This window comes from Ruminococcus bovis, from assembly GCF_005601135.1.
Classification (GTDB): domain Bacteria; phylum Bacillota; class Clostridia; order Oscillospirales; family Acutalibacteraceae; genus Ruminococcoides; species Ruminococcoides bovis.
In genome coordinates this window covers 236,062-248,848 of record NZ_CP039381.1, presented here as the reverse complement: position 1 = coordinate 248,848, position 12,787 = coordinate 236,062, and the positions used below count along the sequence as shown (strand labels likewise).

At 34.7% G+C, this 12,787-nt stretch carries 11 protein-coding genes and 3 tRNA genes; 13 read left to right on the top strand and 1 reads right to left on the bottom strand.

Annotation, left to right across the window (positions count from 1 at the left end; translation table 11 throughout):
• Positions 1-261 precede the first annotated feature (261 nt).
• The 11 genes from glmM (at position 262) to E5Z56_RS01165 (ending at position 11,665) form a co-directional block, all read left to right on the top strand.
• Entirely contained in the window at positions 262-1,611 is a 1,350-nt protein-coding gene (gene glmM / locus E5Z56_RS01215) for a phosphoglucosamine mutase (RefSeq protein ID WP_138156164.1), read from the top strand.
• A complete protein-coding gene (locus E5Z56_RS01210; RefSeq protein WP_022505428.1) occupies positions 1,611-2,474 on the top strand; it encodes a class I SAM-dependent methyltransferase in 864 nt (287 codons plus the stop codon). The genes glmM and E5Z56_RS01210 overlap by 1 nt, the downstream gene beginning before the upstream one ends.
• A 29-nt stretch (positions 2,475-2,503) precedes the next feature.
• Positions 2,504-3,352, top strand: coding sequence for an energy-coupling factor transporter ATPase (locus tag E5Z56_RS01205; protein WP_138156163.1), 849 nt, complete (start codon positions 2,504-2,506; stop codon positions 3,350-3,352).
• Positions 3,349-4,215 carry an energy-coupling factor transporter ATPase gene (locus E5Z56_RS01200; protein ID WP_138156162.1) on the top strand — a complete coding sequence of 289 codons (867 nt, stop codon included), beginning with the start codon at positions 3,349-3,351 and terminating at the stop codon, positions 4,213-4,215. The genes E5Z56_RS01205 and E5Z56_RS01200 overlap by 4 nt, the downstream gene beginning before the upstream one ends.
• Positions 4,212-5,024: an energy-coupling factor transporter transmembrane component T family protein gene (locus tag E5Z56_RS01195; RefSeq protein WP_138156161.1), complete on the top strand. Its 813-nt coding sequence runs from the start codon at positions 4,212-4,214 to the stop codon at positions 5,022-5,024. The genes E5Z56_RS01200 and E5Z56_RS01195 overlap by 4 nt, the downstream gene beginning before the upstream one ends.
• The gene (truA, locus tag E5Z56_RS01190; protein ID WP_138156160.1) at positions 5,021-5,758 is read left to right on the top strand and encodes a tRNA pseudouridine(38-40) synthase TruA; all 738 of its coding nucleotides are present in this window, start codon (positions 5,021-5,023) and stop codon (positions 5,756-5,758) included. The genes E5Z56_RS01195 and truA overlap by 4 nt, the downstream gene beginning before the upstream one ends.
• An 11-nt stretch (positions 5,759-5,769) precedes the next feature.
• Positions 5,770-7,107, top strand: coding sequence for a DUF5711 family protein (locus E5Z56_RS01185; protein ID WP_138156159.1), 1,338 nt, complete (start codon positions 5,770-5,772; stop codon positions 7,105-7,107).
• A 7-nt stretch (positions 7,108-7,114) separates the two neighbouring features.
• Entirely contained in the window at positions 7,115-7,855 is a 741-nt protein-coding gene (locus E5Z56_RS01180) for a CvpA family protein (RefSeq protein ID WP_138156158.1), read from the top strand.
• Between the two features lie 14 nt (positions 7,856-7,869).
• Positions 7,870-8,472 (top strand): CDP-alcohol phosphatidyltransferase family protein, encoded by a 603-nt coding sequence (locus E5Z56_RS01175; protein ID WP_138156157.1) that lies wholly within the window; start codon positions 7,870-7,872, stop codon positions 8,470-8,472.
• A 3-nt stretch (positions 8,473-8,475) separates the two neighbouring features.
• Positions 8,476-10,836: an ATP-dependent Clp protease ATP-binding subunit gene (locus tag E5Z56_RS01170; RefSeq protein ID WP_138156156.1), complete on the top strand. Its 2,361-nt coding sequence runs from the start codon at positions 8,476-8,478 to the stop codon at positions 10,834-10,836.
• Between the two features lie 85 nt (positions 10,837-10,921).
• Positions 10,922-11,665 carry an EFR1 family ferrodoxin gene (locus E5Z56_RS01165; protein ID WP_138156155.1) on the top strand — a complete coding sequence of 248 codons (744 nt, stop codon included), beginning with the start codon at positions 10,922-10,924 and terminating at the stop codon, positions 11,663-11,665.
• A gap of 639 nt (positions 11,666-12,304) precedes the next feature.
• On the opposite strand, the gene E5Z56_RS01160 is transcribed toward E5Z56_RS01165, so the two are convergent.
• Positions 12,305-12,378, bottom strand: a tRNA-Gly gene (locus E5Z56_RS01160).
• Between the two features lie 243 nt (positions 12,379-12,621).
• On the opposite strand from E5Z56_RS01160, the gene E5Z56_RS01155 reads away from it, so the two are divergent.
• Both E5Z56_RS01155 and E5Z56_RS01150 read left to right on the top strand, forming a co-directional pair.
• Positions 12,622-12,698: transfer RNA gene (locus tag E5Z56_RS01155), tRNA-Arg, on the top strand.
• Between the two features lie 10 nt (positions 12,699-12,708).
• Positions 12,709-12,785 (top strand) — tRNA-His (locus tag E5Z56_RS01150).
• The last annotated feature ends 2 nt before the right edge of the window (positions 12,786-12,787 follow it).

Genomic DNA, 12,787 nt, shown 5'->3' with positions numbered 1-12,787 from the left:
TTGCATTTAAAACAAGCTCATCAGCCTCCCTTGTGTAAAGGGATAAGTGAGCATCCAAATTTTATATTTGGCTTTGCGAACTTATGCAGTGGCTGGTGATTACGAAGTAATCGGAGGGATTGTCTTGATACAATCTATAGATTATCTAAAACTAATCCGATAGATAAAACATTGTAGGGGCGAACATAATATTCGCCCGTAAAATAAATAACAAACAACATATAGAAAATATAAAACTAATTAGATTAAAAGGAGTATTTTATGGGAAGAATTTTCGGCACAGATGGTGCTAGAGGTATTGCAAACAAAGAATTAACAGTTGACTTAGCACTATCAATCGGTAGAGCAGCAGCCGTAGTATTAACAAATGAAGATGTAAAGCATCCAACATTCGTTATCGGTAAAGATACAAGAGTTTCCGGTGATATGCTGGAGGGTGCATTAGTAGCAGGTCTAACTTCTGTTGGTGCAAATGTAATTATTCTTGGAGTAGTTCCAACACCTGCAGTTGCTTACTTAGTAAAAGAATTTAATGCTGATGCAGGTATTATGATTTCAGCATCACATAACCCATTTGAATTTAACGGTATTAAGCTATTTAATGAAGAAGGTTTCAAGCTACCTGACGAAATTGAAGAAAAGATTGAAGATATTATTCTAGATAAAGAACACACACCTGACCTTTCTTATGGTGGTGATATTGGTAAGGTTAGCTACAACAAGAATGCAACCGATATGTACATTGAACATATTAAGTCAACAATTGAAGGTGACCTTTCAGGTCTTGAAATTGCTATTGACTGTTCAAACGGTTCTTCTTCAGTTACTGCAGAAAAGCTATTTACTAGCCTAGGTGCAAAGGTACATATCCTTTCAGCAGAACCTGACGGTACAAATATCAACCAGGATTGTGGTTCAACTCATATGGAAAATCTTATGGATTATGTTCGCAAGAATGGACTACAGGCAGGTCTTGCTTTTGACGGTGATGCAGACAGATGTCTTGCAGTTGACGAAAAGGGAAATATGGTTGACGGTGACTTCCTAATTGCTATTTGTGCTGATGATATGCACAGAAGAGGTGTCCTAAAGGGCAATGCAGTTGTTGGTACAGTTATGACAAATATGGGCTTCCAAAAGTTCTGTGAAGAAAAGGGACTTAGATTTGAGGCTACTAAAGTTGGTGACAGATATGTTCTTGAAGAAATGCAGTTAAGTGGCTACAACATTGGTGGCGAACAGAGTGGTCACATTATCTTTAGTGACTATGCTACAACAGGTGACGGTCAGCTAACAGGTGTTCAGCTAATGTCAATTATGAAGAGAAGAAACGAAACTCTATCAGAAATGGCAAAGGTTATGAAGAGATACCCTCAGGTACTTATCAATGTTAAGATTTCTAACGAAATGAAGCCTAAGTTCTATACAGATAAGGCTATTAAGGCAGAAGTTAAGCAGGTAACAGATATTCTGGGTAGCAGAGGCAGAATTCTTGTTAGAGTATCAGGCACAGAACCACTTGTAAGAGTTATGCTTGAAGGCGAAGATTATCAGGAAATTTCTGTTCTTGCAGAAGAAGCAGCCAGTGTTGTAAGGGAAAGATTAAGTTAATGAGAATAGCAGATAATTGGAAAGATTATGAACTGATTGATTGTTCAGATGGAGAAAAGTTAGAGCGTTGGGGAGATGTAATTCTTATCAGACCCGACCCACAAATTATTTGGCATACAAAGAGAACTCACCCACTATGGAGAAAAGCTCATGCAAGATATATCCGTAGTAATAAGGGTGGTGGTGAGTGGCAAATTTTCAGAAAGATACCTAAGCAGTGGTCAGTTAACTATAACGACCTAAAGTTCAATGTAAAGACAATGGGCTTTAAGCATACAGGTATTTTCCCTGAACAAGCCACAAACTGGGACTTTGCCAGAAATAAAATCAAAAATGAAAACAGAGAACTAAACATTCTTAATTTGTTTGGATATACAGGTTGTGCTACTCTTTCTTGTATGAAAGAGGGTGCAAGGGTATGTCATGTTGATGCCTCAAAGGGTATGGTGCTTTGGGCAAAAGAAAATGCAGTAGCAAGTGGTATTGCCGATAAACCGGTAAGATGGCTTGTTGATGATTGCATTAAGTTTGTTGAAAGAGAAATCCGTAGAGGTCATCACTATGACGGTATTATTATGGACCCACCATCATACGGCAGAGGTCCAAATGGAGAAGTTTGGAAGTTAGAAGATAACCTTTATTCTTTAATAGAATTATGCGAAAAGGTTCTTTCTGATGACCCTGTATTCTTCATTCTAAATTCCTATAGCACAGGTCTTTCTGCCGGTGTTATGGAATATATGCTTGGAGCAATTTTAAAGCCTAAGTTTGGTGGCAAGGTTAGTTCTGATGAAATCGGACTAAGAGCATCCGGTTCAGGACTGGTGCTACCATGTGGTTCAACTGCTATTTGGGAGAAGTAGCAAAAGGAAGAAGAGAAATGAGGTAAGAGATGAATTTCATTTCAGTGGAGAATTTGTCCTATCATTATGAAAGTAATGATGAAAATGATTTAACCAAAGTTGATGTTATCAAGAACCTAAATATGGAAGTAAAAAAAGGAGAATTCCTATGTGTTCTTGGTCACAACGGAAGTGGAAAGAGTACACTTGCAAAGCATTTTAACGCAATACTTTTGCCATGTGGTGGCAAAGTGTATGTTGACAAAATGGATACTGCTGATGAAGATAAGTGTTTTGATATTAGAAGCAATGTTGGTCTTGTACTGCAAAATCCCGACAACCAACTTGTAGCTTCAGTAGTTGAAGAGGATGTTGCCTTTGGCCCTGAGAACTTAGGTGTTCCACCAAAGGAAATTCGTGAAAGAGTTGACAATGCCTTAAAAGCTGTTGATATGTATGAATATAGAAAGAATGCACCTTATAAACTTAGTGGTGGTCAAAAGCAGAGAGTAGCCATTGCCGGTATTATAGCAATGGAACCTAGTTGTATTGTACTTGATGAACCTACTGCAATGCTTGACCCAAGAGGTAGGCAAGAGGTTATGGATACTATCACTAAGCTAAATCGTGAAAGAGGTATTACTATTGTCCTTATTACTCACTATATGGATGAAGCAGTAAAGGCTGACAGAGTAATTGTAATGGATGACGGTAAAATCTTAACAGAGGGTACACCAAAGGAAGTTTTCTCTCAAGTTGATTTAATCAAGGAACATTCACTTGATGTACCTCAGGCAACAGAAATTTGTTATGAATTACAAAAAGCCGGTGTTAATATAAAAGAATTGCCACTTGATGAAGAGTCTTGTGTTGATGTTCTTATGGAGGTGCTAAAATGAGTAGTATTATTCGTACAGACCATTTAACAATGACTTACGGTGTCAACACACCATTTGAAAAGGTTGCAGTTAATGACCTTAATATCGAAATTATGGAAGGTGAATTCCTAGGTATTATCGGTCATACAGGCAGTGGCAAGAGTACACTTGTACAAATGCTCAACGGACTTATTACACCAACAGACGGTAAAGTCCTTTTGAGAGATAAAGATATTAACGAAAATAAAAAGAAACTTAGGGAAGTTCGTTTTCAGGTTGGAATGGTTTTTCAATATCCTGAATACCAACTTTTTGAAGAAACTGTATATAGAGATATTGCTTTTGGCCCAACAAATATGGGACTTACAGGTGATGAACTTGATAAGCGAGTTAGAGAGTCAGCAAGATTTACAGGACTAAAGGATAAACTTCTTGATAAGTCACCATTTGATTTATCAGGTGGTGAAAAGCGTAGAGCAGCTATTGCAGGTGTAATTGCAATGGACCCTGATGTACTTATTCTTGATGAACCTACAGCAGGTCTTGACCCTCAAGGCAGAGATAAACTGCTTAATCAAATTCTCTCTTATCATAAGGAAAGAAAGAACACAGTTATCCTTGTATCTCACTCAATGGAAGATATTGCAAGAGTGGCAGACAGAATTTTGGTTATGAACAAAGGTAATGCTGAAATTCTTGCACCAAAGAGAGAAGTCTTTGCCCAAGGCGAAAGACTTGAAAAAATGGGACTTAGAGTTCCACAAATTACAAAGATAACTCAACTGTTACAGAAAAAAGGCATTGACTTGCCGGATGGTATTTTAACTGTAGAAGAAGCATTTAACAGTATTATGACTCTTCTTAAAAAGGAGGGCAAAGTATGAGAGATGTAGTATTCGGTCAGTATATTCCGGGCAAAAGTATTGTTCATAAGCTTGATCCAAGAACAAAGTTAATTTTATTGGTATGCTATATAGTACTGATATTTTGTACATTTAATTTTTATGCTTTAGGTGTTACAATAGCTTTAGCAATTGCCTTTATGTTACTTTCAAGAGTACCTGTTAAGCAGTATTTAAAAAGTATGAAAATGATGATTGTGATTATTATTATCACTTCGGTTTTCAACTTGTTTTATGGTGGAGGCAAAACTTACCTAACTATAGGACCACTTTCTATTACCGAAGGTGGTATAAACAATTCTATATTTATTGTTACAAGAATTGTTTGTTTGCTTATTGCCTCAGCATCACTTACATTTACAACTTCACCAACCGACTTAACAGCCGGTATTGAAATGTTGATGAAACCACTAAAAGTCCTTCATGTAAAGACTCACGAAATTGCTATGATGATGTCAATAGCTTTAAGGTTTGTACCAACATTACTTGAAGAAACTGACAAGATTATGCTTGCTCAAAAGTCCAGAGGTGCAAATATGGATGAGGGTAATATTATCAAAAGGGCAAAGGCTCTTATTCCGGTATTTATCCCACTGTTTGTGTCAGCTTTTAGAAGAGCATTTGACCTTGCAATGGCTATGGAATGTCGTTGTTACAACGGTGGCAATGGCAGAACAAAGCTAAATTCATTGAAGTTAAGTAAGAGAGATTATTTTTCTTACATTACATTTTTACTATTAATCGGTGTAATTGTAGTGTGCAATATTTTCTTAGGTAGTGTAGTAAGATGAGAAATTTTCTAATTACAATTACATATGACGGAAGTTGTTTTCATGGTTGGCAAATTCAAAAGAATGCCTTAACTGTTCAAGAAGTTTTTCAAGATGCACTTTTTAAGGTGATTTCCGAAAGACCTGACATAAAGGCTTGTTCAAGAACAGACAGTGGTGTTCATGCAAATATGTTTTGCCTAAGTATGAAAACAGAACACAAAATTCCACCTGAAAGATTAAAGGGTGCATTAAATAGATTTTTGCCACAGTCAGTTGCAGTTCTTGATTGTAAGGAAGTGCCTCTTGACTTTCACGCAAGGTATGATTGCAAAGGCAAAAGATATGTGTATAAAATCTGGAATAATCCTGTCAGAAACCCATTTTTAAGGGACTATGCACTTCATTATAGGTGGAAGATTGATGAAGAATTACTGAACAAATCTGCTCAAGATTTTGTAGGTAAACACGACTTTACTTCTTTTTGTACAGATGATGGTCGTGAAATGGACAATATGGAAAGAACCATTACTCATTTTAGTGTAAAAAGAGATGGAGATATGGTGATGATGACAGTTGAGGCTGATGGTTTCCTATATAATATGGTTAGAATTATGGTAGGTACTTTGCTGAAAATTCAACAAGGCAAAATTCCTGCTGACGGAATACCTGATTTATTTGCTCAGAAAAGCAGAAACCATAAAGGAATAACTGCACCACCACAGGGACTATATCTTCAACAGGTTAATTATTAAGGAAATTAGTTATGGGAAAACATGGAGAAAAAGTCACTTCTAGTGATGAACAAAATATTATAAAAGAAGATTCAAAGAAAAAGGCAGAAAAAGCCGAAAAAATCGAAGCTAAAGAACTAAAACAAAATAAAAAGAGAAAGAAAAGAAAAATTCTCAGTTACGAGAATGTACCTATTGAGGAGTACAGTGAAGAAACTGTAAAGTTTAACAAGAGAATTCTTAAGAAAACTATTATAGTTTTTGTTATAATAATTGTACTTTTTGCCGGTGTATTCTTAATTGCCAACAGAAGTAAATTTACTTGGGACAACTTTTCAACTTGGGTTAGTGTAAATGTACTTGGCTCAAATAAAGGTGAAGATTTCCCTGTAGATACTTTAGGTACTACTGTCAGTAAAGGTAATTTTACTATGATAGGTGGTCATGTAAGTTATGCAAGTGATACTTCTTATGTTGAACTTAGCGACTCAGCCGGTAGAATTATCAACAGTCAGTTAAGTTACAGCGACCCAATTCTAAGAGGTACAAGAAACTACTCAATTGTTTACGGTGCAGGTGGTAACGGCTTTATGGTTAGTGACGCTAAAGAAACTAAGCATAAAGGCACAACTAAGGAAGGTATCTTTACTGCTGATGTAAACGATAACGGTTACTATTGTGTTGTAACTCAGGGTAGTGGTTATCTTTCTCAGTTAACTGCTTATAATAACGAAAACCAAAAGTTATATGAATATTATTTTTCTGATTATTACATCACTTGTGTTTCTATTAACCCATCAGGTGACGGTGCAGTTTGTACAGGTATCACCTCAAAAGACGGTGGGGAAGAAACCAAGATTTATCAGCTAAACTTTACAGAGAAAAAACCGGTTAGAGAATATACCTTAAACGACTCTATGGTTTACGATACAAGATATATTTCTTCAAACAAGGTTTGTGCAGTAGCTAATAATGCAGTATATACACTTGACTTAACAAGTGATAAACCAAAGGTTACTGATTATAACTCAAGAACTCTTACAACATATGATTTTAATGCAGATACAAATGTTCTTTCAGTAGTATTATCAAAGAGTGGTGACGGCAGAAACTGTGACATTCTGATTTTTAATTCTACAGGAGAAATTGAAAAAACTCTGAAATGGACTGATAGAGTTGACTCTATCAGCACATATAAAGGCAACGTAGGTATTCTTTCATCAGGTACAGCATATATTCTAGATGACCAAAGCAAGGTTCTATCTAAGGCTGATGCCGGTAATGATGCAAAGGCTCTGTTGCTTTACAGTTCTAACGATGCCTATGTTTTAGGTATTAGTGAAATTCGTGATATTAGTATAGACAAGTAGGTGAAATATGAACTTAACAGTATGGTTAGATATTGGGGTATCAATCCTCTTTATCTTAACAGTAATTGTTTGTTACCGTAGAGGTTTTGCAAAGACAATCCTAGGACTTTTAAGTTCTGTAATTTCCTTAGCAGGTGCTTATTTTATCGGTTCTTGGTTATCAAAGCTGATTTACGACAATGCTATTAAGGATAAGATTGTTTCTAATGTAAGTAACTCTATGGAAAGCAGTGTTTCTTCCACAACCTCAAAGGTAGAAACTGCTACCAATGATTTACCTGAGTTTGTTGACAAAATTCTGGGTTACTTTGGATATAACAGTAGTAATATTAATAAGGGTATTGATTCTACTGTACATACCCAAAGTCAAAATGTAGCAAATGGTATTGAAAGTGTAATAGGTCCGATTGTTACTGCACTGATTGCTTTTTTACTTGTATTTTTGTTATTTATTATTTTAAGATTTATTACCGGTAAAATCTCAAGAATGATTTGTCGTGGCTTTAATTTACCGGTTATCTCAACAGTAAATCATATTGTTGGTGGTGTAGTCGGTATATTTAATGCACTAATCTTAATTTACTTTTTAAGTGGTATCGTAACATATGCTATTCCACTATTTTCCGGAGGTAAAATCTCCTATGAAGATTTTAATTTAGCAGTAGAAAGTAGCAAAATCTTTAAGATTTTTTATGAACACAACTTCCTGGCTGATACATTAAAATCAGTTTTATCAGTATTTAATTAAGGAGAATTGCTTAAATGAATAGTGAAGAGAAGAAAGAGATAAACAATGATTCATCTGATGAAATTTTAACTATCCCTAATATACTTTCATTTTTTAGAATTTTACTTATTACACCATTTATGATATTATTCTTAAATGGACAGTATGTTTGGGCAGCAGTAATGATTATTATTTCCGGTCTTACTGACTGTGTTGATGGGTTTGTTGCTCGTCACTTTAATCAAGTGTCTAATTTTGGCAAAATTCTTGATCCTGTAGCTGATAAACTTACACTTTTAGCAGTAGGTATTGGAATTTGTATCTTGACACCGGAGGTAATAACTGTTATGGTTATCCTTATAATAAAAGATTTACTTATGCTAATTGGTGGTATTGCTTTAATAAAAAATGATATTCAACCTCCACAAGCAAGATGGTACGGAAAGGTTGGAACAATTTTGTTCTATATTTCTGTATGTACTATTGTAGTGTTAAAGGTATTTGGTATTGAAGTACCTTACCTTTCAGTAATTCTGCTAAGTATTACTGCTGCTACAATGATATTTGCTTTGGTTAAATATTTTCTATTATTTTTAGATTTAATAACAAATGGTAGTAACCAGAAGAAAGGAGAATAAAATATGCTTTGCTCTAAATGTAATAAGCGTCCTGCAGTTGTCTTTGTATCAAACAGTGCTGATGGACAGTCAAAGGGCTATTGCCTTACTTGTGCCAAAGAACTTGGTATAAAGCCGGTTGAGGACTTAATAAATAAGATGGGCATTACAGATGATGACCTTGAGGCAGTTCAGGATCAGATGACATCTATAATGGACAACCTAGTTGAAAATGGAGATTTACAGTCAATGGTTGAGTCTATGGGTATTGACCCTGAGGCTTTACAAGGTGAACTTGTAAACCTAAATGGCGACAACAATGACGATGACGAAGATGGGGACAAGGACTTTACACCGGGAGGTGCTCCAACATTCCCTGCATTTTTCAACAGTATGTTTAGTGGTAACAACCCTAACAGTAACGGAGATAATTCTGATAATAAGAAAAAGGACAAGAAGGATAAGTCCAAGAAAAACAGAAAGTTTATTAACTTGTACTGTGAGGACTTAACTAAAAAAGCTAAGAATGGTCTTGTTGACAGAGTTATCGGCAGAGATAAAGAAATTGAAAGAATTATTCAGATTCTTTCTCGTAGAACAAAGAACAACCCTTGTTTAATCGGTGAACCGGGTGTAGGTAAAACTGCAATTGCCGAAGGTTTAGCCGGTAGAATTGTTGAGGGCAATGTTCCTCTAAGACTTAGAAATAAGGAAATTCACCTACTAGACCTAACTTCACTTGTAGCCGGTACTCAGTTTAGAGGTCAGTTTGAAAGCCGTATTAAGGGCTTAATCAAGGAAGTAAAAGAAGCCGGTAACATTATCCTATTTATTGATGAAGTACATAGCCTTGTTGGTACAGGTGACAGTGAAGGTACAATGAATGCAGCAAATATCTTGAAACCGGCTCTATCTCGTGGCGAAATTCAAGTTATCGGTGCTACAACATTTACCGAATATAGAAAGTATATTGAAAAGGACTCAGCTTTAGAAAGAAGATTTCAGCCTGTAAAGGTTGGCGAACCTTCTATTGCAGAAACAATTGATGTTTTAACAGGTGTTAAGTCATATTACGAAATTCACCACAGAGTAGCAGTATCCGACGATATAGTAAGAAAGGCAGTTATCTTCTCAGAAAGATACATTACAGACCGTTTCTTACCTGATAAGGCTATTGACCTTCTTGATGAATCTTGTGCTTGTTGTGCTTTAAGAAGTAAGGCTATGGAAGAGTATGATAAGCTATCTGTAGAAAAGAAAGAATTAGCAATTAAGAGAGACAACCTTTCTTCTGCTGATGATGTAAACTTTGAAGAAATTGCAAAAATCAAAACTCAACTTCTTAACATTGATGAAAAGATGAAAGAACTTGAACCTGAAGCAGTTAATGTTCAGGTTACAGAGGAAGATTTAGCTAAGGTAATTGAACTATGGACAGGTATTCCATCATCAAGAATCAGAGAAAATGAATTAGCAAAACTTCACGACCTAGAAGAAAAGCTAAACAAAAAGATTATCGGTCAGGAAGAAGCTGTAAAGGCTCTATCATCAGCTATTAAGCGTTCAAGACTACAGATTTCACCTCGTAGAAGACCTGCATCATTTATCTTTGTTGGACCTACAGGTGTTGGTAAAACTGAACTTGTAAAGGTTCTTTCTAAGGAACTGTTTGACTCACCTGAAACTCTAATCAGACTTGATATGTCTGAATTTATGGAAAAGCATAGTGTGTCAAAGATTATCGGTTCACCTCCGGGATATGTTGGCTATGATGAAGCAGGACAAGTTACAGAAAAGGTTAGAAGAAGACCATATTCTGTACTACTGTTTGATGAAATCGAAAAGGCTCATCCTGATGTTATGAATATCCTTCTACAGATTCTAGATGAAGGTAAAGTAACAGATGCTCACGGTAGAGAAGTTAACTTTGAAAATACAGTTATCGTTATGACAAGTAATGCCGGTTCTGATAAGAGAGAAAATGCATTGGGCTTTGGTAAAACTCAGGCTGATGCTCATAAGGAAAAGGCAATGAAAGCACTTTCAGAGTTCTTAAGACCTGAATTCTTAGCTAGAGTTGACGAAATTCTTGTATTTAGAGATTTAGACGAAAACGACTTTAAGAAGATTTCAGCACTACTACTTGATGAATATGTGCCTACTCTAAAGGAAAAGGGCATTACATTTAAGTATGACGATAAGGCTTGTACTGCATTAGCTGAAAAGGCTAAGGGTGGTAAGTCAGGTGCTAGAGATTTAAGAAATATTATTCGTAAGGAAGTTGAAGATAAAATCGCAGAAGAAATTATTGATGCCGGTAATACTTCACTTTCAGGTATTGCAGTTACTGCTGAGGATAATAAGATTAAACTTGAAGTAATGTAATTGAATATCTAATAGAATTTAATATCCATAAAAATAGGGAGTACCAAATGGTACTCCCTTATGTATAACCGGAAGAAGGTATTTTATGAACGGTATTTTTTATTTTTCATCAACAGGAAATAGCTTGTATTTAGCTAAGAAGATACAAAGTAAATTAAATGGAAATGTAATCTATATACCTAATTATAAAGGCAATGGCAGTGAATATGATAGGATTATAATAGTATCTCCTGTATATTCCTTTGGGTTACCTGTACATACATATGATTTTTTGCTTAATATAAATGAGAAGTCAAAAATCTATGTTGTTCTAAATTATGGTGGTATGGTCGGTGGAGCTGATGTTCTAACTTATAATTTAGCTAAAGAACATAATAAGAATATTTGTGGTGTGTATAAATTGAAAATGCCTGAAAATTATACTTTAACTTTTACACCACCTAGCATATACAGTAAATTAGTTCTCAAAAACTCACATAAGAAAATAAATAAAATTATTGCAGAGTTAAAACAAGACAAAGTGTCAATCCCTAAAAATTCAAAAACTTATGAAAATACATATTATAAAAATAAGTCAAATTGGCATTTAATAGGGAATAGCTTTTCAGTTAGTGATAATTGTGTTAAATGCAAAAAGTGTATAAATATTTGCCCTATTAATAATATCACTATGGTGAATAATAAAATTCAATTCGGTAATAATTGTGTTTCTTGTTTAGGATGTTATCATAGATGCCCTGAAAAAGCTATTAAATATAAAAATAGAAATAAAAAATCCAGATACCTAAACCCTTATGTAAAAGATAATGAAATAGGCTCAGACTTTTAATTTTTCAGTTTTATAATTATAAGGAATTTATTTTTCAGTTTTGATTGTGATTAAGATTAGTTAAATAAATTTGGGTTTTTCAATTTTGTCTGTTGGTAAAGGTGAGAATGATAAATTAGGGTTTGTCTTTTTAATTTTAATTATGGATTAAGGTGTATTTGTCTTTTTATCACTTATTGTGGTTAGAGAAAAGTTTATTTTTCATTTAACATAAAAAAATTTACAAAAATATCATACCTTATACTATCTTTATATTGTGGCTAACAGGTGTAGGGGACATCATTGATGTCCCGTTACAAACTAGCCTTTATATAGGTACTTAGCCCTATATGGTAAGTTATAATTTCTAGTTTCTGCATAGGACTAAGTTACATAAAACATTTTACTATTAAATGGGCGAACACTGTTCGCCCCTACAACCGTAAGCCAAAATATGATATAAAAATCGGTACTGTTTATTCTACAAAATATTGTTATATTATTAATTGTGCAATAACTTGGTATACAAGAGAGAAAGGACATAGTATACACTTTTTAGTATTTAAACATCACTACAAACCCCAATTTGTAGTATAAGCTGATTGAATAATACCATTAAAAACAAAAGAAAAAAGACAGTAACCAAAGTTACTGTCTTAATGGAGCGGATGATGGGAATCGAACCCACACGATCAGCTTGGAAGGCTGAAGTTCTACCACTAAACTACATCCGCATTTCTTAATTGCAAGTAGTATTATATCATAGGGAAGAAAATTTGTCAATGATAAATTTATTAACAACTATAATAATTATACTATAAAAAGTGAATAATTATTCTATATTAGAATATAAAAAATAAATTAAAAAAACTTTAAAAAAATTGAAAAAAAGTGTTGACAAATCTATAATGATTGGATATAATATAGAGGCTGAATGAACGAGGTAAAAGCTTAAAATAGTTCATTCTAAATGATATGCGCCAGTAGCTCAGCTGGATAGAGCAACTGCCTTCTAAGCAGTAGGTCAGGGGTTCGAGTCCCTTCTGGCGCGCCATTCATTTATGGTGGGTATAGCTTAGTTGGTTAAAGCGCCAGTTTGTGGCACTGGAGACCGTCGGTTCGAATCCGACTATCCACCCCATT

What these genes read in the sequence shown, in the direction of transcription:
- E5Z56_RS01200 (WP_138156162.1), top strand. Translation starts at nt 3,349, where the DNA reads ATGAGTAGTATTATTCGTACAGACCATTTAACAATGACTTACGGTGTC.
- truA (WP_138156160.1), top strand. Translation starts at nt 5,021, where the DNA reads ATGAGAAATTTTCTAATTACAATTACATATGACGGAAGTTGTTTTCAT.
- E5Z56_RS01165 (WP_138156155.1), top strand. Translation starts at nt 10,922, where the DNA reads ATGAACGGTATTTTTTATTTTTCATCAACAGGAAATAGCTTGTATTTA.
- E5Z56_RS01210 (WP_022505428.1), top strand. Translation starts at nt 1,611, where the DNA reads ATGAGAATAGCAGATAATTGGAAAGATTATGAACTGATTGATTGTTCA.
- E5Z56_RS01170 (WP_138156156.1), top strand. Translation starts at nt 8,476, where the DNA reads ATGCTTTGCTCTAAATGTAATAAGCGTCCTGCAGTTGTCTTTGTATCA.
- E5Z56_RS01195 (WP_138156161.1), top strand. Translation starts at nt 4,212, where the DNA reads ATGAGAGATGTAGTATTCGGTCAGTATATTCCGGGCAAAAGTATTGTT.
- E5Z56_RS01180 (WP_138156158.1), top strand. Translation starts at nt 7,115, where the DNA reads ATGAACTTAACAGTATGGTTAGATATTGGGGTATCAATCCTCTTTATC.
- E5Z56_RS01205 (WP_138156163.1), top strand. Translation starts at nt 2,504, where the DNA reads ATGAATTTCATTTCAGTGGAGAATTTGTCCTATCATTATGAAAGTAAT.
- E5Z56_RS01185 (WP_138156159.1), top strand. Translation starts at nt 5,770, where the DNA reads ATGGGAAAACATGGAGAAAAAGTCACTTCTAGTGATGAACAAAATATT.
- E5Z56_RS01175 (WP_138156157.1), top strand. Translation starts at nt 7,870, where the DNA reads ATGAATAGTGAAGAGAAGAAAGAGATAAACAATGATTCATCTGATGAA.
- glmM (WP_138156164.1), top strand. Translation starts at nt 262, where the DNA reads ATGGGAAGAATTTTCGGCACAGATGGTGCTAGAGGTATTGCAAACAAA.